Source organism: Corynebacterium jeikeium, assembly GCA_003955985.1.
In the GTDB taxonomy this organism is placed as follows: domain Bacteria; phylum Actinomycetota; class Actinomycetes; order Mycobacteriales; family Mycobacteriaceae; genus Corynebacterium; species Corynebacterium jeikeium_D.
Genome location: CP033784.1, coordinates 1342402 through 1365304, shown reverse-complemented (window position 1 = coordinate 1365304; position 22903 = coordinate 1342402). Strand labels below are relative to the sequence as shown.

Below are 22903 nucleotides of genomic sequence, written 5' to 3'. Positions count from 1 at the left end.
AATGCAACGTCGCTGATTAGAACGCCCTTTCGGCGTGTCGAATCGTCTACTATGTGACCTTGTGAAAACTAACCGACCTACCCCGCGCCGCTCGTCCACCTTCGACGACGCTCTCGGGGTGCGTGACGCCATTCCGAAGATTGGTCTGGCCGGTTCTAGGTCGGCAACCCTCCACCAGGGCTCAGAACAGCCGCTCCAACACCGCATCAATTACCGCGAACTCCGACGCTTCACCTGGCTGCGTTGGCTGGGTGCTCTCGGGGCGGTCTTTATTATGGTCGCCGGGATCGGCGCAGGCGCGACACCGGTGGTTGGAAATGAGTTTTGGGGTACACCACTTGGGCTAATCCTCGGTCGAATGTTGGTGGCAACGACAATCGTCACCTTCGTGGGCATTGGCATGTTAGTCACAGCCTGGTTGGGTGTCGGCGCTTTCGTTCTGGCCGGTGCGCGGACTCGCGTCACCGCAGTGACTACTCCGATGCTCATACGCACCTACGCGGCATGGGTATTGCCCTTGATGTTTACCGCTCCCCTGTTTACGCAGGATATCTATTCCTATTTGGCGCAGGCTGCAATTGTGGAGCGGGGTATGGATCCCTACCTCGCAGGGCCTGTTGACCTATTGGGAGCCAACGACCCACTTGCCCGATCGGTGCCATTGATTTGGTCGCACTCTCCGAGCCCATACGGCCCCACAGCCCTCGCAGTGGCATGGGGTATCGCCAAAATAACCAGCGACGGGGTGATCGCTTCCGTCTTTCTGCATCGACTCGTCGCCATTGTTTCGCTTCTCGTGGTGTCCTGGGCGCTGGTGCAGCTTGGTCGCCGCTGCGGCGTTAGCTCTCAGTTCACGCTCTGGCTGGGCACGCTCAATCCGCTGGTATTGCTGCACCTGGTGGGCGGTATCCACAATGAGGCCCTGCTGCTGGCTCTCCTGCTCGTTGGTCTCGAACTGTGTCTGCGAGCTATCCACGGCCCTGCGCAATCGATGGTGCCCGATGAGCTGCCAGAACCCGGACCGATCGGACACGAGAACCAAAGCCGAGGTAGATCGTGGGCGCTGTATGCAGGCGGTATCGTGCTCATCAGCCTCGCCGGAATGGTCAAAGTCACCGGTTTCGTGGCGCTCGGCTTTGCCGGCATGTGGCTGGCCCGAAAGTTTGGCAGCACCTGGAAGGCCGTTGCTCTTTCCGCGGTAGTGACGGGCGCAATAACCGTCGTCACGGCAGTCGTTGTTTCCTTAGCAACTGGTCTGGGCTTTGGTTGGATCACCGCGCAGGGTGGCGCCGCAACGGTGCGCAGTTGGATGTCGTTGACTACCCTGCTCGGGATTATCGCTGGTTTCTTCGGCAGGCTTCTGGGGCTCGGCGATATCAGCGACAGTGCTTTGCTGTTTACCCGCGGCATTGGCGTAGTGCTGGTGGCTGCCTGGCTCCTGCGCATGCTGTTAGCGACGTTCCGTGGGCGCATTCACCCGCTCGGCGGCTACGGCCTCGCGATGTTCGCTCTAGTAATCCTCTTCCCCGTCGTGCACCCCTGGTACCTGCTATGGGCCATCGTGCCCCTGTCCGCTTGGGCCAACCGGGTACAATTTCGCATTGCCGTGGTTCTGTACTCGGCAATTTTCAGTTTTGTAGTACTACCACGCGGCCTGGGGTTGCCTCCGGGCACCGTCGCTCAGATTTACCTACTGGCGTTGGTATTCTTCGTCGCAGTCATGTTCGTCATCTTGGCGTACTCGACGCGATCTAAGGTATTTCGCCTTCATTAAAACTGTGAGATTAGACTGACTAACCGTGAATAACGCTGCCAATTCTCCTGCTCTGCGCCTTGAGAACGTAACGAAGAAATTCGATGACGTTGAGGCTGTATCAGACCTTTCGCTTTCCCTGGATCGAGGTAGGGTTCTTGCGCTCCTCGGCCCCAACGGTGCTGGTAAGACCACAACCGTTGAAATGTGTGAGGGCTTCATCAAGCCGGATGAAGGGCGAATTCGCATTCTCGATCTCGACCCGGTCGCTCAAACCACAGCACTGCGCAGTCGCATTGGCATCATGCTCCAGGGCGGAGGCGCCTACCCCGGTGTTCGCGTTGGCGAAATGCTGAACCTCGTTGCCAGTTACTCCGCAAACCCGCTGGACACTGATTGGCTTCTTGAAGTCGTTGGCCTAGAACGCCATCGTAAGACGAACTACCGCAGGCTCTCTGGCGGTCAGCAGCAGCGACTGTCGCTCGCATGTGCCCTGGTCGGACGCCCGGAGCTTGTGTTCCTCGACGAGCCGACAGCAGGCCTCGATGCTCAGTCCCGTCTAGCCGTCTGGGATCTCATCTCGTCGCTGCGCCGTGATGGGGTCACCGTGGTCCTGACAACGCACCTCATGGACGAGGCCGAATCGCTTGCCGACGACGTTGCGATTATCGACCGGGGCCATTTAGTTGTGGCCGGTACCACCGAGGAGATCACTAGCGCAGGCGCATCGGCTCTCCAGGGAACGTCGTCAAGCACTGCTATGAAGATCAGCGTTCGAGGCAGCCTTGACTTCGAAGAGGTCAACCGCAACTTCAGCGAGTCCGGTCTTCCACAGCGTCTGCAGCGTTCTGGCGGTGGAGAGTTTTCCCTGATTGGTGAGGCTTCACCGCGCGCCTTGACTGTCTTGGCGCAGAGTTGCGAGCAGCAAGAGGTGTTGATCACCTCGTTGAATAGGGCGACGCAATCGCTTGAAGATGTCTTCTTGCAGATCACTGGAACGGAGATGAGGAGCTAATGACTACCGCACCGAGGGCCGATGCTTCCCGCTTTGCAAAGGGCACTTTCGCCCCAGCGCCACAGCGTTCGGACATGGCGAAGTTGGTCATGTCGCAGGCGTGGTTGGAAACGAAGCTCTTCTGGCGACATGGTGAGCAAATGCTCCTCACCATCATTATCCCGTTGGCGATGCTCATCGGCCTGGTGATGGTGCCGGTGTTGGAGCTCGATGATCCGCTCGAGCGTATCTTCCCTATGGTGCTGGCGATTTCCGTCATGTCTGCAGGGTTTACCGGACAGGCAATTGCCGTGGGCTTTGACCGCCGTTACGGAGCCCTGAAGCGCATCGGCGCCTCAGGCGTGCCACCCTGGGGCATTATCGCAGGCAAGATTGTGTCGGTCTGCACCACCGTCACGTTGCAGTACGTACTGTTTAGTCTCGTGGGGCTCGCCCTTGGCGCAGAGCTGTCGATTGGCGGCTGGCTGCTGGCTTATGTGGGGATGCTTCTGGGAACGTTCGTCTTTACCTCATTGGGCTTGCTCATGGGCGGTACGTTGGGAGCCGAGCTAATCCTAGGTCTGGCCAACCTGATCTGGTTCATCCTCATTGGTGCTACTACGTATGTGGCCGTTGCGCCATCGTTAGATGACATCAGCTCTGTACTGCTACACCTCTTGCCGTCCGTCGCGCTTACCGACGTGATCTCCGCGGCATTGGCCATGTCCGTCCATTGGTCAGCTGTCGGGGTGCTACTCGTGTGGGGCGTCCTTGGCGCTGCATTCGCGGCCCGCTGGTTCCGTTTTGATATGCCGAATGACTAGGAATCTGTCGGGGAATCTGCATAGAAAAGCGCAGCCCAACGCAGGGGTTTCGCTTATTACCATTTTCCGCCAGCATGGGTAGAATTTCTTAATGTGAATACTGCAGATCGAAGTTTGCCCCTATCGTTTTTGCCGCTGACACCAATCGGGCGCCAGAAGCTCTATGCCCTGCTGGTTTTGATTGCACAGGCGGCAATTGCGGTAACCGGTTCTATCGTCCGTGTTACTGGTTCAGGTCTCGGTTGTGCTTCGTGGCCTGAATGTCACCCAGGCAGCTTCGTTCCTGTCGCGGGGGAAGCAGAAATGCTCCATCAGATTATTGAGTTTGGCAACCGGCTGCTCACCTTTGTGCTGGTTGCTCTGACACTTCTGCTCTTCCTTTCGGTTATGCGTGTCGGTCGCCGTCAGGAAATCAAGTTGCTGGCCTTCCTCAACGGTCTCGGCGTTATCGTCCAGGCTGTTATCGGCGGTATCTCCGTTTGGGTTGACCTGAAGTGGTACGCCGTAGCGCTGCACTTCCTGCCTTCGATGATTCTGGTCTGGCTCGCTGGCATGCTTTTCGTCAAGATTTCTGAGCCTGATGACGGCACTGCTACCCGCATGTACCCGCGCTATCTGCGCTATCTGGCTGCCGCCTCCGGCCTGGCCCTGACGATGACGCTGATTACCGGAACTATGGTCACCGGTGCGGGACCACACGCTGGAGATGCTTCGGTGCTCCCGGAGGATCGCCTCCAGCTACCGATTGTTGACCTGGCACATATCCACGCTGGTTTTATGTACCTCTACCTTGGCCTGGTTATCGGCCTCATTTTCGGTCTGCTGGCCTCGGAAGCCTTTGCACCTGTGCGTAAGGTTGCCATCGCACTCGTTGTGTTCATTTTGGCTCAGGGCGTAGTTGGAATGATTCAGTACTGGTCCGGTGTACCGGAGGCATTGGTGCCGGTTCACGTTGCCGGATCTGGTATCTGCACCGCTTTGACTGCAGTACTTTTCCAGCACGGTTACCGCACTGTCGGTGGGAGCGCAGAAGTCACTGGCTCGCTTGAAGGCGATGCGGCTGCCGCCACTGTTGCTTCGGAGAAGAACGTCGAGGTTACCGCGTAGCTAGCTGCCGGTCAGCGGCTGTGTTAACGACTGTGGTTACCGGCCGTTGATTCCTGCTCGAACCGCCTAAACACGCGCTTTGGTTGTGCGTGTTTAGGCGGTTCTGCTGTCTGCTCGGCTCCGTGTGCTCGGATGTGCGTTTCCCAGTGGCTAGCGGGCTGCGCGGGCGGTGCGGGCTGCGCGGGCGGTGCAAGGGGGCGGTCTGCCCACTTATCGATCCGAGTTACTGACTATGTTTATGACAGAAATCGCGCGAAAAATGGCCTGAAAGTGTCATAAACTCGCACAGTTTCACATTTGCAGCCCGTGCCCATCTCCACACACAAAAAGAGACCCTTCCCGCAACCGGAAAGGGCCTCTTCAAAGGAGCTCAGCAACTGCCCTAGAACATGCTCGAAATTGTCTGCAATCCGAGTACGGCATCGAGAGAAAGCGCCACACAGACGATAGACAAGTAGTTGTTCGACATGAAGAACAGCTTCATCGGCTTGATCTTGCCACCGGTCTTAACGTGGCGGTGCAGGTCAATGGCGCCCCACAGGAACCAGGCACCAGCGCCAACGGCGCCAATCAGATAAATCCAACCAGCGTACGGAACCAACAGCAGAGTGGTGATCACGGTCGCGGCGGTGTAGTAAATAATGCGCTTGGAAACGACGATTGCCGGCTTGACCACTGGCATCATCGGCACGCCAGCGGCCTTGTAGTCCTCCTTGTAGCGCAGGCCCAATGCCCAGGTGTGCGGCGGAGTCCAGAAGAAGATAAGCAGGAACAGGATGAATGCCTGCCACCAGTGAGCCAGCCCCGTAATCTCCGGGTTGTTGTCAGTGATTACGGCCCAGCCGACCATCACCGGCATACACCCCGCAGCGCCACCCCAAATTACGTTCTGATCAGTACGGCGCTTCAGCCACAACGTGTAGACGAAGATGTAGAAGGCAATCGTAATCAGAATGAAAACGGCGGCCAGCAGCGAGTTACACAGCAACCACAGCCATAGGAACGACGCAATCATCAAGACAGTGCCGAAAATCGCTGCCGCTCGACGGCTAACCTGGTTGCGCGCGAGCGGGCGACGGCGAGTACGGCGCATCTTCTGGTCAATGTCGTAATCCATGACCATGTTGAAGGTGTGCGCAGCCGCTGCACCCAGCCAACCACCGAACAAGGTGAGAAGAATCAGTCCAACGTGAACATGACCGCGATCAGCCTGAAGCATTGCGGGAATGGCCGCGACGAGCAGGAGCTCGATAATTCTTGGCTTAGTCAGTGCAATATACGCCTTGACTGTTTCCAACAAAGCAATGTCCCTTTCACGCGCCATAAACAAACCCCCCGTTTACAGATAGTCGGATGTAACGGTCGGAAAGTTCCCGACGAGTTTTTCCGCAAAATTAAATGAGGGGCAGGCAATCAGTTTACCGGTAATCATAACGGTTCCAATAATGACCGTCGTAAAGCATGTGCGGCGCGCCCTCTGAGACTTATCTCTCAGCTATTCGGCCCGGTTTGAACCCGGAGCGCGCAATCCTAGTTAGTATGGAAGAGAATTTTACTAATCCATTTGGATACTAGGAGTCATTCACGTGACACTATCGACTGAGCATGAAGCACGGGTTGTGCGCAACTACCCCTCGGACTGGTCTGACTTGGATACGAAGGCCGTAGATACGGCCCGTGTGCTGGCTGCAGACGCCGTTGAAAAGGCAGGTTCGGGGCACCCCGGCACTGCGATGAGCCTCGCACCGCTGGCTTACTCTCTTTACCAGCGCGTTATGCGCCATGACCCGAAGGATACGAAGTGGATTGGCCGTGACCGTTTCATTCTCTCCTGTGGTCACACCTCTCTGACGCAGTACGTCCAGCTGTACCTCGGCGGTTTTGGCCTGGAGCTCGATGACCTGAAGGCGCTGCGTACGTGGGACGCTCTCACCCCGGGTCACCCGGAGTACGGCCACACTGACGGCGTGGAAATCACCACTGGCCCGCTGGGTCAGGGGCTGGCGTCGGCTGTCGGTTTTGCCATGGCTTCGCGACGGGAACGTGGGCTGTTCGACCCGGAAGCTGCTCCGGGTGAGTCTCCGTTTGATCACTACGTGTACGTCATCGCTTCTGATGGTGACGTTCAGGAGGGTGTCACTGCCGAGGCCGGCTCGCTGGCCGGCACTCAGCAGCTGGGCAACCTGATTGTCTTCTGGGATGACAACGGCATCTCCATCGAGGACGACACCACCATTGCTTTCACCGAGAATGTCGCGGACCGCTACCGTGCTTACGGCTGGCAGGTCATTGAGGTCGACGGCGGCGAGGACGTCGCAGCACTCGAGGCTGCTGTCGAGGAGGCCAAGAAGGATACGGAGCGTCCGACCTTCATTCGCGTTCGTACTGTGATCGCTTACCCGGCTCCGACGAAGATGAACACCGGCGCATCGCACGGTGCTGCTCTTGGTGGCGAGGAGATTGTCGGCATCAAGGAAGCTCTCGGCTTCGATACCGACAAGAGCTTTGACGTCGCTGACGAGGTCATTGAGCACACTCGCAAGCTAGTTGAGCGCGGTGCTGAGGCTCATGCACAGTGGCAGGTCAAGTTCGACGAGTGGGCTGCGGCTAACCCGGAGCGCAAGGCTCTGCTGGACCGTCTGACCGCTGGCGAGCTGCCGGAGGGCTTCGACGCTGAGCTGCCGACTTGGGAGCCGGACGAGAAGGGCGTTGCTACCCGCAAGGCCTCTGAGGCCGCGCTGCAGGCACTGGGCAAGACCCTGCCGGAGCTGTGGGGTGGCTCGGCTGACCTGGCTGGCTCCAACAACACCGTCCTGAAGGGTGAGCCGTCCTTCGGCCCGAAGTCCATCACCACCGGTACCTGGACCACCGACCCGTACGGCCGCAATCTGCACTTCGGTATCCGTGAGCACGCCATGGGCTCGATCCTCAACGGCATTCTGCTCCACGGTGGCACCCGTCCGTACGGCGGCACCTTCCTTATCTTCTCGGACTACATGCGTCCGGCTGTCCGCCTAGCATCGCTGATGGGCATCTCCCCTATTTACGTCTGGACTCACGACTCCATTGGTCTGGGCGAAGACGGTCCGACGCACCAGCCTGTTGAACAGCTGGCTTCGCTGCGCGCTATCCCGGGTGTGTCCACTGTCCGCCCGGCTGACGCTAACGAGACCGCTCAGGCTTGGGCCGCTGTTCTTCAGGGCGAGGCAGGCCCGAAGGCTCTGGCCCTGACCCGCCAGAACGTTCCGGTCCTGGAAGGTACCAAGGAGAAGGCCGCTGAGGGCGTCCGTCGTGGTGCGTACGTGCTTGTCGACGGTGCCAAGGAGACCCCGGACGTCATCCTGATGGCTACCGGTTCGGAAGTTCACCTCGCTGTCGAAGCTGCTGACAAGCTGGCTGAGGAAGGCGTCAGCGCCCGCGTTGTCTCCGTTCCGTGTCTTGACTGGTTCGAGCAGCAGGACGATGCCTACCGCGAGCAGGTTCTGCCGAAGTCCGTCCGCGCTCGTGTCTCGGTTGAGGCCGGTATTGCAATGCCGTGGTACCGCCACCTGGGTGATGCTGGTCGCGCTGTCTCCCTGGAGCACTTCGGTGCATCGGCTCCGTACAAGGAGCTGTTCGAGAAGTTCGGCATCACAGCAGAGGCTGTTGTCGATGCCGCCAAGGAGTCCATCGAGGCTGCTAAGTAAGTTTGTTAAAACCTGGCGCTATCGGCCGTTGTCGGGACGGGATTTGTGAAAACCGTACCGCGCTCCGGTAGCGCCAGTATTGTTTGTGACGCACAGTAGTTTAAGGACATACAACTTTTAGCGAAGTCTTTAGGCAACGAAGCGGTATTGACAGAAAGGCGTTAAACACTATGGGAAACACCACGATGGAAGCGCTCGCCAAGGTCGGGACTTCGGCGTGGCTCGACGATCTTTCGCGCCAGCGCCTCACCTCGGGCGATTTGAAAAATCTTATTGAAGAGCTTCGGGTTGTCGGTGTCACTACTAACCCGGCAATCTTCTCTTCGGCGATGACCGCCGGTGAGGATTACGACTCTCAGCTGGCGCAGCTCACTGCAGAGGGTGCGAACCCGGCAGATGCTGTGTTCGCGATGGCAATCGACGACGTCCGCGATGCCTGTGACCTTTTCGCTGGTGTATCCGAAGAAACCGACGGTGTCGATGGCCGTGTTTCCATCGAGGTCGATCCTCGCTACGCCGACAACTACGAGGCCACGATTGCGCAGGCCCGTAAGCTCTGGGAGCGCGTCGGCAAGCAGAACGCGATGATTAAGATTCCGGCGACCGATGCTTCCCTGCCGGCTGTCACCCAGGCTCTGTCCGAGGGAATCTCGGTAAACGTCACCCTGATTTTCTCGGTGGAGCGTTACCTGCAGGTCATTGATGCGTTCATCGAGGGCATTGAGCGTGCGAAGGACAACGGCGTGGACCTGGCTTCGGTTCACTCTGTTGCGTCGCTGTTTGTTTCCCGCGTTGACACCGAAATCGATGCTCGCCTGGACAAGATCGGCTCCGTGGAGGCCCTGGCTCTGCGCGGCAAGGCTGGTCTGGCCAATGCCCGTGCAGCTTACGCCAAGTTCGAGGAGACTTTCTCGGCGCAGAATATTCGCTGGGCACAGCTGGAAAACGCCGGTGCTAAGCCGCAGCGCCTGCTGTGGGCTTCGACCGGTGTGAAGAACCCGGCTTACCCGGACACCCTCTACGTCACTGAGCTGGCTGCACCGCAGACTGTGAATACCATGCCGGAGAAGACGCTGCGTGCTACTGCGGGCTTCGAGGGCGAGGTTCGCGACGCCGTCAGCGGCCAGGGGGAAGCAGCCAATGCCGTTATGACTCAGCTCAGCGAGATTGGCATCGACCTCGATGATGTCTTCGCTGTCCTGGAGCGCGAGGGCGTGGAGAAGTTCGTGGACTCCTGGCAATCCCTGCTTGAGTCGATTGCACAGCGCATGGAGCAGCTGAAGTAAGCCTGCTGATTATCTATGTGCCTGTTGGTAGTGGCTGCGTTTCTGGCTGGCGCCAGCAGGTCGCCTGGCGATCCGAGTTACTGACTGCGTTTATGTCAAAAACGGCCCGAAAAATAGCCTGAAGGTGTCATAAACTTGCACAGTTTCACATTTGCAGCCCGTAACTTTTGGGGTTGTCAGTTTCGGTTCGCCTGTTGTGTTACTTAACCCGCATTTTCAACGTTGGACATGAAAAAGCTCCCCGCGCAGGGGAGCTTTTTTGATGGAGCTAGGACGCGGCGAAGGCGGGGCGCACAGTGGGCAGCGGGCGTTTCTCTTCCTTTAATGCCCAGGCCATCACGAACGCAGAGATTACGGTGATGATTGAGGCAAAGATCGGCACAGCCGGCCAGGGGGCGCCCGGTACGGAGTCGGTCACGTCCAGCAGATAGCTAAAGAGGAAGAGCGTGACCAGGGCCAGGCCAATGGTGATCGATCCTGCACGAGTGCCCTTCGCGCCGGCGACGGTGCCGACTGCGGTGCTCGCCACGGTAGCCATGAGGAAGCTCAAGAAGACGCACAGCGCGGTGAGCAGAACTGTGGTGTAGTTTTGCCCGGAATCCTCAATCATGTACAGCTCCCCGTTAGTGTCCGGAAACAGGGCCGGTCCGGAGGTGACAATGAAGCTATCGAATCCGCGGTAGTAACCGGACTTGTTCTGTTCGATGACCATCGCCGTGACGATGAAGGCGGTAGCCACCAACGATGTGCCCAAGATTGCGATGATTGCGGAGCGTACCCAGCGGGCGGTGCTCACGCCGTAGTCACGCAGGGTGACCGAACGCCGGGCTGTGATGAGGAAGAGGATGCCCAGCGCGATAATGCCAAGCAAGGTGTTGCCGGTTCCGCTGCCTACGAGCATGCGCCCGAAGGCCGAGTACAGGATGGCCACGGCGGCAACACCGAGGAAGGTTTTCTTGTTGGTCGCGATGAAAGCTCCGGTGCTCATTTCTTGCTCCGTTCGATGTAGGAGGAGGTGCTTGCGAGGTCGATGAGGGCCGCGGGGTCGAGGTAGCTCACCTCAACGCCGAGGGCGCGGGCATGCGCAGCGGCAGACGAACTGAGCTCTGTAGCCAGGATTGCCTCGCAGCGCTCGCCGAGGGTTTTCTTAGCGAGCACTGGGCCGGCCACCTGCGCCACGAGATCCGTAGGGCCTCGCAGCACCGGATGGCTAGCGCGCAGCTTATCGACGTCATAGGGCCCGTACGCATCCTGCTTGTGGATGACAATCAAGGTGTCGACTAGGCCGGCTAGATCCTGGGAGTGCTGCGAGGTGACCACAATGTTGGCCGATTCGGCCGAGTCGATAAGCATGCCGCGCAATGTGGCGCGGTGCTCGACATCGAGGCCGTTGAAGGGCTCGTCGAAAAGCAATGCTTCCTTGCCCGATGCCAGGGTGGCAGCGGCGATGAGCAGCTGGCGCTGGCCCAGGCTGAGCTTTTTGATAGGGGTGTCAGCGGGGAAATCGAGGAGGGACTCCGCGTGGGGCACATCGAGCTGATCCCAGCCGGTGCGCAGGATCTGGAAATATTCGCGCGGGGTGGCACCGAAGACCTGGGTGTCGGGTGCAGCCTTCGCCAGGGCCGCCGTAGGCATCTGCGCGAGGGTACGCAGGTAGTAAGTCTTGCCGGCGCCGTTGGGGCCAATCACGCCGTAGATGCTCATTTCTCCTCCTCCAGCATGGCGATGATGTCGTGGAGCGTGAGGCCGAGAATGCCGGCCTCCGCTTTTAACGGCTCGATGTAGGTGCGCTGGAACGCTTCACGACGCTCAGCGCGAATGCGCTCACGGGCATCTGGAGTGACAAACATTCCGAGTCCTCTTTTCTTCTCCACAAGCCCCACCATCGACAGTTCCGTCATGGCCTTGGCGGCCGTGGTTGGGTTGACCTGATAAAACTCCGAGAGCTCCTTGGTTGAAGGGGCACGATCCTCAGCCGAGAGCTCCCCGGACAAAATCATTGATTTCAGATCCTCGGCGATCTGGACGTAGATGGGCCGAGGGTCCGCCTCCTTCGCCTGCATATACACCTCCGTGGTTTATGGGTATACCACCTAGGTCATAAACCTAAGGCAGAAGAAAGGGACCCGTCAAGGCCCCATCGGAGGAATCGGAAACGATTCCACCGGACTTTTCTCGATATGACATTATGTAAACCGTGAGTGATTCTCTGCAACGCAACGATTCGAACTCCCCTACTGCCAGCTCTCCGCACAACGGAGACGACAGCACCAACCACGACGGATACATCAACCCGCTGCGCGACCCACAGGATAAACGCTTGCCGCGTATTGCGGGCCCGGGCGGCATGGTGATTTTCGGAGTGACGGGCGATCTGGCCCGAAAGAAGCTTCTGCCTGCCATTTACGATCTGGCCAACCGCGGTCTGCTGCCTGCCTCCTTCGCGTTAGTTGGCTACGGTCGTCGCGAATGGTCGAAACAGGACTTTGAGGATTATGTGCGCACCGCAGTGGAACAGGGCGCCCGCACAGACTTCCGTGAGAGTGTCTGGCAGCGCCTGGCTGAGGGCATTCACTTTGTCACCGGTACCTTCACCGATGACGAGGCCTTCGATCGCCTGGCCGCACAACTTGAGGAGCTCGATCGCTCCCGCGGCACCGCTGGCAACTGGGCCTACTACCTGTCCATTCCGCCAGCTAACTTCCCCGATGTCTGTCATCAGCTCGATCGTTCGGGGCTGGCGCAGTCGGGCGAGGATTATTGGCGTCGCGTGATTATTGAGAAGCCATTCGGACACGACCTAGCCTCCGCTCAGGAACTCAACCGGATTGTGAACTCGGTCTTCCCAGAAGACGCTGTGTTCCGCATCGACCACTACCTGGGCAAGGAAACCGTCCAGAACATTCTGGCCATGCGTTTTGCCAACCAGTTGTTCGATCCGATGTGGAATTCTCACTACATTGACCACGTCCAGATCACCATGGCCGAGGACATTGGTTTGGGCGGTCGCGCCGGCTACTACGACGGTATCGGTGCAGCTCGTGACGTGATTCAGAACCACCTACTCCAGCTCCTGGCGCTGGTGGCAATGGAAGAGCCCATCGCCTTTACCCCGGAAGAGCTGCAGGCGGAAAAGATCAAGGTTCTGCGTGCCGTCGAGCCAGTGCGTCCGTTTTCGAAATACACCGCTCGTGGCCAGTACACGGCGGATTGGCAGGGCAGCAACTTCGTGCCGGGGCTGCGCGATGAGGAAGGCTTCGACCCCGAATCCACGACCGAGACCTACGCCGCCTGTACGCTGCAGATCAACTCCCGTCGTTGGGCCGGTGTCCCCTTCTACCTGCGCACCGGCAAGCGCCTCGGCCGTCGCGTCACTGAAATTGCGCTGGTCTTTAAGTCCGCACCGCACTTGCCTTTTGCGGAGACGATGACTGCCGCTCTCGGCCAGAACGCCATGGTGATTCGAGTCCAGCCAGACGAGGGCGTGCTCATGCGCTTCGGCTCGAAGGTTCCGGGCTCGGCCATGGAGGTACGCGATGTCAACATGGACTTCTCCTACTCCGAGGTGTTTACCGAGCAGTCGCCAGAGGCCTACGAGCGCCTGATTCTGGATGCGCTTCTCGACGAGGCCAGCCTCTTCCCCACTAATGAGGAAGTCGAGCTGTCCTGGAAGATTCTTGACCCCATCATCGAGTACTGGGCCAAGCGCGGTCGTCCCGAGGGCTACCCCGCAGGTTCGTGGGGGCCTTCCTCCGCTGACCACATGCTCGAGCGCGACGGTCGCGCTTGGCGACGGCCATAGGTTGCCGACCTCTCAGTTCTTAAGAATTTTCTGACAGAAAGAACACTTTCATGATTGTCAATTTGCCAGACACTGACACCGCGAGCATTGCTCGTCAGTTGGTGCAGCTTCGAGAGCAGGGCGGCATCGTCACCACGGGCCGTGTCCTCACCCTGATTGTTTTGGCCAAAAGCGAAGACGACCTGGAAAACATTATTTCCACGGTCAACTCCGTTTCCCGCGAGCACCCATCCCGTGTGCTGGTATTGGTCTCCGATGATCCACGCCTGGACAATCGCCTTGACGCGGAGCTCCGCGTCGGTGGTGATGCCGGTGCCGCTGAGATCGTCGTTATGCATATGTCCGGTGAGATTGGTCAGCACCACAGCTCTGTGGTGACTCCCCTGTTGCTACCGGATACGCCGGTCGTGGCGTGGTGGCCGTCTGAGGCGCCGCAGGTCCCAGCGGCGACACCAATCGGCCGGATTGCCCAGCGCCGTATCACCGATTCACTCTGTGACCCGAATAGCAACGCTATCTACACGCGCCGTACGGGCTACACGCCCGGCGATTCCGACCTGAGCTGGTCGCGGCTGACGAACTGGCGCGGTGTGTTGGCATCCGCTTTCGACTTGCCGCCGCACTCGCCGGTGACCTCCGTGTCCATCTACGGCCCACAGGACTCGCCATCGGTCGAGGTCGCCGCCGGATGGTTGGCAGATCGCCTGGGGCTGCCGGTCAACCGTTACTCCACCGGTGAGAAGAAGATTCCGGTGGACGAAAAGGGCCGCGCCAAGCCACCGGTGACCTCCGTCGCCTTTGAGCGTGAAAATGGCCAGACTTTGCGTATCGATATTGAAAGCGCCACCACTGCATCGGTCACCAACGGAGAAAAGCCCCCGTTCAAGGTTGCAGTATCGCGTCCAACACGCTCCGAATGTTTGGCAGAGGAGCTGCGTCACCTCGACCACGATACTGCCTACGGACGTGCCCTGCGTGGCCTCAGTCAGATTCACACGGTGGGAATGCAATCTCCGACGTCCACAACAACTAGCTTCGCTAACGAACCAGGAGTCTCTGACAAGTGACCACCGATAACGCCTCGAATACCGTCCCTGCCCCTCAGTTCCACCGCGCCGCTGACCAGGCGGGCATCGTCGAGGCTGCACGTCAGCGCTTCATCGATGCGGTTGTCGCCGTCCACCATGGCAACGCCTCTCCGGTCACCGATGACGGTTTCGTACGCGTCGTTCTCACCGGTGGCGGCGCGGGTACCGCTTTGCTCAGTGCGCTTGCCGACGATTCCGGAGACATCGACTGGAACCGAGTCCTGGTGTTCTTCGGAGATGAACGCTTTGTCGCTGCCGACTCGGCAGATCGCAATGCGTTGGCTGCTCGTAAGCGTCTCTTGTCCCCTGTCGGCGTGCCGGAGGAAAACATCTTCGAGTTTGCCGCTGCCGACAGCGGCGTGACCACCACGGAGGCCGCCGAAAGCTACGAAGCGATCGTTCGGGAGAAGGCTCCAAATGGCTTTGACCTTCACCTTCTCGGTATGGGCGGAGAGGGACACATCAACTCGATTTTCCCACATACCGCAGCGCTGGCTGAGCAGGAACGCTTGGTCGTGGACGTGCATAACTGCCCGAAGCCACCGCCGACCCGCATCACGCTGACGATGCCGGCCATCGCCAGCTCTCAGCGTGTGTGGCTACTTGTAGCGGGCGGCGAAAAGGCTGAGGCAATTGCAGCTATCGCTCAGCAGGACGACCCAGCGCAGTGGCCGGCGGCCGGGGTTCGCGGTGTTCAGGAAACCGTTGTCTTTGTTGACGATGCTGCGGCTGCGCAGCTCTAGGCTTCCGCTTCACCGCTAACAGCCCAGAACCAGCAAATTCCCGTCGATAAGCGAAATGCTATCGACGGGAATTTTTATTGCTTAAAGGGGCTCATCGTAAAAATGAGTGTATTTTGGTTCGGAATCCGCCGGTGTCCAGCAGTGCTCTGGTGATGTAGTGGGTGAGGTTGCGGAAGCCTAGGGCGGTACCGCGCAGGTGTTCGATTCTGCCGTTGATGGCTTCGGTGGGACCGTTGCTGGTGCCGATATGATCGAAGTAGGCCAAGATGTCATCAGCCCGGCGTTTCATCGTCCGGCCCAACGTCTGCAGCTCTTTGAGCGTGTTGGGGACCCCGTGGCTGATGGAAGCAATGAGTTTGCGGAACCGTTTTTTGGCTTGCTTCTTGTTGGGGTTGCGGTAGGCGGCGACAATCTTTTGGTAGATGTCATAGGTGGTCTTGACCGGGGCATGGTCCGGGTTGGCAAACACGGCATCCCGGCGGGCTTGTTGTTGTTCGGTCAGATACTCTTTGCCGGTTTTTAGCACTTTGCGGATCCCATACAATGGGTCCCCGTTGCGACCACGCCGGCTCAGGGTGGCTTGTTGGATGCGTTGTCGAACCTTATCCACGGCCTGACCGGCCAGGGCCACCACATGGAAGGGATCCATGACCGTGGTGGCCTCAGGCAGGGTTTCAGCTGCTGCGGTTTTATACCCGGTGAACCCATCCATGGCCACGATCTCAATGCCGGCCCGAAACGCGCTGGTTTGCGCTTCTAACCAGGTGATGAAGGTTTGTTTGGACCGGCCCGGGACCATATCCAATAACCGTGCCGGGCCTGTGCGGTCTGCCACGGGGGTCAAATCGATGACCACGGTGACATACCGGTTACCCCAGCGGGTGTGGCGCCACACGTGCTCATCGACCCCCAACACTCTGACCCCATTGAGCCGGTTGGGATCGTCAATGAGCAACCGCCGACCCGTGGTCAGCACCGCGTCGTTGGCGGTATGCCAGGACACGCCCAGATTGGCCGCCACCCGGGCAATGGATAACCGGTCGATGACTACCGATTTCAACGCCCACAACGCGGCAGCATGCGAGAGTTTGGCCTCTGGAGCCACCACGGATGTGGTGTCTTGTTGCCAGACACGGGCACAGGTATCGCACCGGTAGCGGCGTAACCGCACATGCAAGTGGGTGGGCCGCCAACCCACCGGCACATGCGTGACTTTGCGCACCACACTGCCTCGCACTGTGGCTTCAGCACCGCAATGCCGACAGAACTGATCGGCCTCCACGACTCGACATTCCAGCACGGCTTGCTCGGCGGTGACGTGTTGACCGGTCACGGTGACGCCGGAATTGCTCAGCAGGCAAAAGGCATCAAGATCTGGGCGCGAGAAGGTAAGCTGGTGCATGTCGAGGTCTTTCTTCAGATGTGTGGTTTCGTCACTTCCATCTTCGGAAGACCTCGACTCTTTTTACGCCTTCAACACACCCCGATCACCAAACCCATCTACACCCAAAATTCCGAAGAGCCGGATATCTCGTGGGGGTTTCCTACACCCACTGGGCGGTTTTTGATATCAAACCCGAAACCGATATCTACTGGACGGCCGCCGATATCGGCTGGGTCACCGGGCACTCCTATATCGTCTACGGGCCGCTGGCCAATGCGACCACCTCGGTGCTGTATGAGGGCACCCCGGATACTCCGCATCGGGGGCGCTGGTGGGAGATCGTGCAGAAATACGGCGTGACGATTCTGTACTGTGCGCCCACCAGTATCCGTACGTTCATGCGCTGGGGTCGCGATATCCCGGCCGAATATGACCTGTCGTCGCTGCGGTTGTTGGGCAGCGTGGGTGAACCGATCAACCCCGAAGCGTGGATGTGGTACCGCGAGCACATCGGGGGCAATAACGCACCGATCGTGGACACCTGGTGGCAGACCGAAAACGGCCATATTCTGATCAGCCCGCTACCCGGGGTGACCGCCACGAAACCCGGGGCCGCGATGCGCGCCCTGCCCGGCATTACGGCCGATATCTATGACGAAGCCGGCGTTCCGGTAGAACCCGGCAACGGTGGCTATCTGGTGATCACCGAACCGTGGCCCGGCATGCTGCGCACCCTGTGGGGCGATGAGGAACGGTATCAGAAAACCTACTGGTCACAGTACCCTGGCGTATATTTTGCCGGTGACGGCGCGAAATTCGATAAGGACGGCGATATTTGGGTCCTGGGCCGGGTCGATGATGTGCTCAATGTTTCCGGGCACCGGATGTCGACGGCAGAAATTGAATCGGCGTTGGTCGCCCATGCGATGGTTGCTGAGGCCGCTGTGGTCGGGGCCCAAGATGAAACCACCGGGCAGGCGATCGAGGCGTTTGTGATTCTGCGCGAAAGCGCTCAGCAACTCGACGACGCCGTCGGGGTCCTGCGTGATCATGTTCGTGCCGCGATCGGACCGATTGCGACACCGCGATCAATCACCGTGGTCACTGACCTCCCCAAGACCCGCTCGGGTAAGATTATGCGCCGTCTGCTCAAAGATCTCGCCGAAGACCGCGAGATTGGTGATACCACAACCTTGGCCGATGCTTCGGTCATGGAGACTATCCAGCAGCAGGTTCGCGCCGCTCGGGCCCAATAGCGCTTACCCCAGTTCGACGAGCACCACCCCCGCCATGATCAGCACCAGTCCCAAGATCATGCGCGGGGTTAACGGCTCTTTCCAGATGATCCGCGCCAGCACTGCGATGAGCGCGACACCGATAGCTGACCAGATGCCGTAGGCAATGGCCACCGGCATGCCGTAGGAGATAGTAACCGCTAAGAAAAAGAAAGCGAGCCCGTAGAACACCACGAGTGGCAGGATCCAGATTTTCTTCCGAAAGCCATCCGAAGCACGCAGACTCAGGGTAGCGATAATTTCAGAAACGATCGAAAAGGACAGAAACAGCCAGCTCATGATTCCAACACCTCAGCTTTGCCTGGATCGCGCTGGCCGGTTTGGACAATGAAGACGCCGGCCATGATGGTGACAATGCCGATGATCGCCGTTAAGCTGAGCGTTTCATGGAATAACACGGCACCCAGAACCGCGACCAGGGCAACTCCGGCTGCTGCCCAAATTCCATAGGCAATGCCGATTGGAATACCTCTTCCCAGGGCGAGTCCCAAGAGGGTGAAAGCAATGATGTATCCGATGACCACCCCGATGGCATAGAGCGGTTGATCAACGGCTGCACGCAGGCACATGGTGCCAAGCGCCTCGGCAACAACCGCCCCGATCAGTAACAGCCAGCTTTTGAGCATGTGGGATTTCCAACTTCCGTAATGAGTCCGGGCTTACTCTATCAATCGCGTCCGACCACTTCAACACACCCCGATCACCAAACCCATCTACACCCAAAATTCCGAAGAGCCCTTAAAGGCCTGCGGTGGGGCGTGCTGCGTGCGGAACCTACCAGCCGAAGGTATTGAACAGCAGCAACAGGACAATGCAGAGCAACCAGATAATCACGGTCACGATAGTGACGCGGTCAAGGTTCTTCTCCACCACAGTCGAACCGGACAGATTCGACTGCATGCCGCCACCAAAGAGGCTGGACAGTCCGCCACCCTTACCCTTGTGGAGCAGGATGAACAGCGTCATCAGGATTGATGTGATGACCAGGACAATCTGAATGGCGAGGTACACGCGCACTTCCTTTTGAAACGTCGCTTCTTTAAGAACTCCAACTATACTAGCGCAATTGCTCCGCTGGCTAGGTATCCCTAGCCGTATCCCTAGGCGAATTCCTAGCCGGAGTTGCGCAGTGCAGTTGCCAGACCATTCATGGTCAGCTGAATGCCCCGACGCACCTTGTCGCGATTATCGCCGGCACGGTAACGACGCAGCATCTCCAGCTGGATGATGTTCAGCGGCATAAGGTACGGGAAGCGCATGTCCACCGAGCGCCTGAGCAGCGGGTTGTCCTCCAGCAGGTGCTTGTACCCGGTTACCTTCAGGAACATCTCCAAAGTCAGGTCGAACTCAGCCTTGATGATGCCGTAGATGCGCTCACCGTCGGCCTTATCTTGGCACAGGCTAGCGTAGGCGCGCGCCAGGTTGAGGTCAGCCTTGGACATGACCTGCGCCATGTTCGACAGCACCGAATTGAAGAACGGCCAAATCTCGTTGAGCTGACGGAGCTCAGCCAGGCGGGAACCGTCTTCGTCCTCGCCGATCCACTCCTGCAGTGCAGAGCCGACACCAAACCAGCCCGGCACCATAGAACGCTGCTGCGACCAGGACAGTACCCACGGAATTGCGCGCAGGTCAGAAATGGTCTGGGTCTGCTTGCGTGAGGTCGGACGCGAACCGATGTTCAGGCTGCCGATCTCATCGACCGGGGTCGACGACGTGAAGAAGTCAATAAAGCCCGGGTCCTCGTGCATGAGCTTCGAGTAGGCCTCGCGAGACAGGTCGGAAATCTCCGACATAATCTCGTGGGCGCGAGCCGGGTTCTTCAGATCATCGACGTCGAGCAGAGTCGACTCAATCGTTGCCGAAACCAGCGCGGCGAGGTTCCTGCGTGCCGCTGCAGGGTGACCGTACTTGGCAGAGATAATCTCGCCCTGCTCGGTGATACGCACCGACCCCTGGACTGCGCCGGAAGGCTGCGCCAGGATTGCCTCGTAGGACGGACCGCCACCACGGCCGACAGTACCTCCGCGGCCATGGAAGAGACGCAGGCGAATGTCGTTGTCCTTCGCGGCTGCCACGATTGCGACCTCCGCGTCGTAAAGCGCCCAGTTTGCAGCGAAGTACCCGCCGTCCTTGTTGGAGTCGGAGTAGCCGAGCATGACTTCCTGCAGATCTCCGCGTGCGGACACGTATGCGCGGTAGACCGGAATGTCCCACGCAGCACGCAGCACGTCGGCACCAGCCTGCAGGTCTTCGATGGTTTCGAACAGCGGAATGACGTCAACAGAACCGGTCGGCTGGGAGCCATTCGGGCGAATCAGACCGACTTCCTTGAGCAGAATCATCGGCTCCAGCAGGTCGGAGACCGATGTACACATCGAAATGATGCAGTGCGGTACCGCGTCGTGACCGTACTTGCGCACCGCACGAGATGCCGCACGCATAATGCCTAGCTCGCGAGCCGTAGCTTCGGAAAGATCTGCGGAAGTCGAAACCAGCGGACGGGAGGACTGCAGTTCCTTGGTCAGCAGCTCGACCTTGTCGGCTTCCTTCAATCCCGCGTAGTTGTCCACCACACCGGCAGCGGAGAACAGCTCGGTGAGAATTTCCTCTTGAGAGTCCGAATTCTGGCGGAGATCAATCGAGTACAGGTGGAAACCAAATACCTCCACTGAATCCATCAGGTCGCGCAGGCGGTGATCGGCGATGAGGTCATCGTGGCTGGACCGCAGGGAGTCGTCGATAATCGAGAGCTCTTCAAGTAGCTCCTCGGCGCTGTCATACGGAGTGAATTCCGACCAGTCGCCCTCAATGATGGACTCGTCGAAGAAGTTCACCGCTGTTGCCGCCACGCGACCGCGGATACCGTGAACCGCACGACGGTACGGTTCATCTTCGCGGTTTGGTACGTCATTGTGGCCTCGGCTGGCCAAGGCGACTAGATCCACGGTGACCTTGGTCAGGCGATCACTGAGACTGAGCTCGCGCTCCAGCAGATGCAACTGCGAGAAGTAGTGACGCAGGATGGTACCCGCTGCCCTATCGGAGGCGTAGCGCAGCGTCTCCTCTGTCACGTACGGGTTACCGTCGTGGTCGCCGCCGATCCACGATCCCATGCGAATCGTTGGGTTAGCCGGCAGCTTGTTGCCGCCGAGCTGACGCAAGTGCTTGACGACGTCTCGGTTAATCTGTGGCACAGCTTCCAGCAGAGAAAGCTGGTAGTAGCGAAGACCAACTTCGACCTCGTCGCGAATATCCGGGCGGTTCATGCGAATCAGAGCCGTTTGCCACAGCGTCAGGATCCGGCGACGGATATCGGCATCAATCTCAGCGAGTCGGTCCGCGGTGCGCGCATTCATCGGGGCTGCCTGGATCTCGTGGCGGCGCCGCATTGCAGCCGTGATGTGCTTCTGCACATCGAACACTGTGCGACGACGAGTTTCCGTTGGGTGTGCGGTCAGAACCGGGACGACCTCAATGTGGTCCATCATGTCCGCAATGGCGCTGCCGGAAACCTTGGCGTCGCGAAGCTTCTGCCATGTTGCTTCCAGCGTGGAGTCCTGCGGCGGATCGCCAGCATCGAGAGATGCCTCGATGCCCAGCTCCTCGTGCAAATCCTCAGCGAGGTTAGCTAAAAGTGCGAAGTGCGTGAAAGCACGGATGACAGGGCTTGCCTCGGCAGGGTCAATATCGCGGAAGAGGCCGGTGAGCTTCTCGATGTCGCCATCGCCACGATGGAGTTCGAAGGCTGCACGGCGAGCATTTTCGACCAGGTTAAAGACCTCGTCACCCTCTTGCTCGCGGATTACCTGCCCAAGAATTCGACCCAGGTGGCGAATATCCTCCCAGAGCAAGTCCTGCTGCTTCGCGGTAGCGGTCGATGAGGATTGCTCATTGCTTGCAGTGTGTCGGTCAGTGTCACCATGTACTTGTTCGTTCATTGAGCACGTCCTTTGAAAATTGCCGGGCATTCCAAGTGGAAAGCCTCGGGAAATGTATCGCGCTAAAACATTGCCAGTCGGTGTGCCTGGATTGAGTCCGCCTAAAGGCAATAACCCCGAATCGGTTTTATGAGAATCAATAAAACCAATCCGGGGTCGCGCATGGCGCCTATCTTATCAGTTGTTCTGAATTTATATGCACTTAGGCGTTCTGAGCGGCATCTGCAGCAAGTGCGCAGAGCTTCGCGAATGCTTCACCGTCGAGCGAAGCGCCACCGACGAGGCCGCCGTCGACGTCGGGCTTGCCGACGATCTCAGCGACGTTCTCGGCCTTGACGGAACCACCGTAGAGGATGCGCATCTCCTTTGCGATGTTCTCGTCCGCAATTTCTGCGACGGTCTCGCGGATAGCTGCACAGACTTCCTGCGCGTCTGCAGCCGATGCGACCTTACCGGTGCCGATAGCCCAGACAGGCTCGTAAGCGATGACGGTCTTGGCCAGCTCAGCGTTGGTCAGGTTAGCCAGGGAGCCCTTGACCTGAGAGACAACGTACTCGACGTGCTCTTCGGCCTCTCGGACCTCCAGCGGCTCGCCGACACAGACGATTGGGTTCATGCCCTCGCGCAGTGCTGCCTTGGCCTTCTTTGCGACCAGCTCATCGTCCTCTGCGTGCATATCGCGACGCTCGGAGTGACCGACGACGACCCAGGTGCAGCCGAGCTTTGCCAGCATCGATGCGGAAATCTCGCCGGTGTAAGCGCCGGACTCGTGGACTGAGACATCCTGCGCGCCGTAAGTGACGCCGAGCTTATCGCCCTCAACCAGAGTCTGGACCGAACGCAGGTCGGTAAACGGCGGGATGACAGCGACGTCAACCTTGTCGTAGTACTCCTTTGGCAGAGCGAACGCGAGTTTCTGCACCACACCGATAGCTTCGAGATGGTTCAGGTTCATCTTCCAGTTACCAGCAATAAATGGTGTACGTGCCATAGTGGTGGA

Annotated in this window: 20 protein-coding genes; 10 read left to right on the top strand and 10 right to left on the bottom strand. The window is 58.9% G+C overall.

The genetic code is table 11. The features are described 5' to 3' along the window. The first annotated feature begins 34 nt into the window (after positions 1 to 34). The 4 genes from EGX79_06060 (at position 35) to EGX79_06045 (ending at position 4678) form a co-directional block, all read left to right on the top strand. Positions 35 to 1774 (top strand): alpha 1,6 mannopyranosyltransferase, encoded by a 1740-nt coding sequence (locus tag EGX79_06060; protein AYX81780.1) that lies wholly within the window; start codon positions 35 to 37, stop codon positions 1772 to 1774. Between the two features lie 25 nt (positions 1775 to 1799). Continuing rightward, positions 1800 to 2768: an ABC transporter ATP-binding protein gene (locus EGX79_06055; protein ID AYX81779.1), complete on the top strand. Its 969-nt coding sequence runs from the start codon at positions 1800 to 1802 to the stop codon at positions 2766 to 2768. Then, the gene (locus tag EGX79_06050; protein AYX81778.1) at positions 2768 to 3571 is read left to right on the top strand and encodes a multidrug ABC transporter permease; all 804 of its coding nucleotides are present in this window, start codon (positions 2768 to 2770) and stop codon (positions 3569 to 3571) included. The genes EGX79_06055 and EGX79_06050 overlap by 1 nt, the downstream gene beginning before the upstream one ends. A 93-nt stretch (positions 3572 to 3664) precedes the next feature. Beyond that, positions 3665 to 4678 (top strand): heme A synthase, encoded by a 1014-nt coding sequence (locus tag EGX79_06045; protein ID AYX81777.1) that lies wholly within the window; start codon positions 3665 to 3667, stop codon positions 4676 to 4678. A gap of 382 nt (positions 4679 to 5060) precedes the next feature. Here EGX79_06045 and EGX79_06040 read toward each other — a convergent pair whose 3' ends face one another. Continuing rightward, the gene (locus EGX79_06040; protein ID AYX81776.1) at positions 5061 to 6002 is read right to left on the bottom strand and encodes a protoheme IX farnesyltransferase; all 942 of its coding nucleotides are present in this window, start codon (positions 6000 to 6002) and stop codon (positions 5061 to 5063) included. Positions 6003 to 6264: 262 nt separating this feature from the next. Between EGX79_06040 and EGX79_06035 the strand changes: the two genes are divergently transcribed. Together EGX79_06035 and tal are read left to right on the top strand one after the other, a co-directional pair. Next, positions 6265 to 8364 (top strand): transketolase, encoded by a 2100-nt coding sequence (locus EGX79_06035; protein ID AYX81775.1) that lies wholly within the window; start codon positions 6265 to 6267, stop codon positions 8362 to 8364. Positions 8365 to 8534: 170 nt separating this feature from the next. After that, complete coding sequence (gene tal, locus EGX79_06030; protein ID AYX81774.1) at positions 8535 to 9650, top strand: transaldolase; 1116 nt, start codon at positions 8535 to 8537, stop codon at positions 9648 to 9650. A gap of 268 nt (positions 9651 to 9918) precedes the next feature. On the opposite strand, the gene EGX79_06025 is transcribed toward tal, so the two are convergent. From EGX79_06025 to EGX79_06015, 3 genes are read right to left on the bottom strand one after another with little or no spacing between them, the layout of a single operon-like run. Then, a complete protein-coding gene (locus EGX79_06025; protein AYX81773.1) occupies positions 9919 to 10638 on the bottom strand; it encodes a hypothetical protein in 720 nt (239 codons plus the stop codon). Next, a complete protein-coding gene (locus EGX79_06020; protein ID AYX81772.1) occupies positions 10635 to 11354 on the bottom strand; it encodes a hypothetical protein in 720 nt (239 codons plus the stop codon). The genes EGX79_06025 and EGX79_06020 overlap by 4 nt, the downstream gene beginning before the upstream one ends. Next, positions 11351 to 11713 carry a GntR family transcriptional regulator gene (locus tag EGX79_06015; protein AYX81771.1) on the bottom strand — a complete coding sequence of 121 codons (363 nt, stop codon included), beginning with the start codon at positions 11711 to 11713 and terminating at the stop codon, positions 11351 to 11353. Before EGX79_06015 ends, EGX79_06020 begins: the two co-directional genes overlap by 4 nt. Before the next feature lie 134 nt (positions 11714 to 11847). Here EGX79_06015 and EGX79_06010 point away from each other — a divergent pair, with 134 nt between their 5' ends. From EGX79_06010 to pgl, 3 genes are read left to right on the top strand one after another with little or no spacing between them, the layout of a single operon-like run. Next, positions 11848 to 13452: a glucose-6-phosphate dehydrogenase gene (locus EGX79_06010; protein AYX81770.1), complete on the top strand. Its 1605-nt coding sequence runs from the start codon at positions 11848 to 11850 to the stop codon at positions 13450 to 13452. Between the two features lie 50 nt (positions 13453 to 13502). After that, the gene (locus EGX79_06005) at positions 13503 to 14519 is read left to right on the top strand and encodes an oxppcycle protein OpcA (GenBank protein AYX81769.1); all 1017 of its coding nucleotides are present in this window, start codon (positions 13503 to 13505) and stop codon (positions 14517 to 14519) included. Continuing rightward, positions 14516 to 15283 carry a 6-phosphogluconolactonase gene (pgl, locus tag EGX79_06000; protein ID AYX81768.1) on the top strand — a complete coding sequence of 256 codons (768 nt, stop codon included), beginning with the start codon at positions 14516 to 14518 and terminating at the stop codon, positions 15281 to 15283. The genes EGX79_06005 and pgl overlap by 4 nt, the downstream gene beginning before the upstream one ends. A gap of 91 nt (positions 15284 to 15374) precedes the next feature. On the opposite strand, the gene EGX79_05995 is transcribed toward pgl, so the two are convergent. Beyond that, positions 15375 to 16685, bottom strand: coding sequence for an ISL3 family transposase (locus tag EGX79_05995; protein AYX81767.1), 1311 nt, complete (start codon positions 16683 to 16685; stop codon positions 15375 to 15377). A gap of 20 nt (positions 16686 to 16705) precedes the next feature. On the opposite strand from EGX79_05995, the gene EGX79_05990 reads away from it, so the two are divergent. Then, complete coding sequence (locus EGX79_05990) at positions 16706 to 17923, top strand: hypothetical protein (GenBank protein AYX81766.1); 1218 nt, start codon at positions 16706 to 16708, stop codon at positions 17921 to 17923. 3 nt (positions 17924 to 17926) lie between these two features. Here EGX79_05990 and EGX79_05985 read toward each other — a convergent pair whose 3' ends face one another. The 5 genes from EGX79_05985 to EGX79_05965 form a co-directional block, all read right to left on the bottom strand. Further along, a complete protein-coding gene (locus EGX79_05985) occupies positions 17927 to 18241 on the bottom strand; it encodes a multidrug efflux SMR transporter (GenBank protein AYX81765.1) in 315 nt (104 codons plus the stop codon). After that, on the bottom strand, positions 18238 to 18588 hold the full coding sequence (locus tag EGX79_05980) for a QacE family quaternary ammonium compound efflux SMR transporter (protein AYX81764.1): 351 nt from the start codon (positions 18586 to 18588) through the stop codon (positions 18238 to 18240). Before EGX79_05980 ends, EGX79_05985 begins: the two co-directional genes overlap by 4 nt. Before the next feature lie 148 nt (positions 18589 to 18736). Further along, entirely contained in the window at positions 18737 to 18973 is a 237-nt protein-coding gene (secG, locus tag EGX79_05975) for a preprotein translocase subunit SecG (GenBank protein ID AYX81763.1), read from the bottom strand. Positions 18974 to 19074: 101 nt separating this feature from the next. Further along, positions 19075 to 21903: a phosphoenolpyruvate carboxylase gene (locus tag EGX79_05970; protein AYX81762.1), complete on the bottom strand. Its 2829-nt coding sequence runs from the start codon at positions 21901 to 21903 to the stop codon at positions 19075 to 19077. A gap of 202 nt (positions 21904 to 22105) precedes the next feature. Further along, complete coding sequence (locus EGX79_05965; protein ID AYX81761.1) at positions 22106 to 22894, bottom strand: triose-phosphate isomerase; 789 nt, start codon at positions 22892 to 22894, stop codon at positions 22106 to 22108. Positions 22895 to 22903 lie beyond the last annotated feature (9 nt).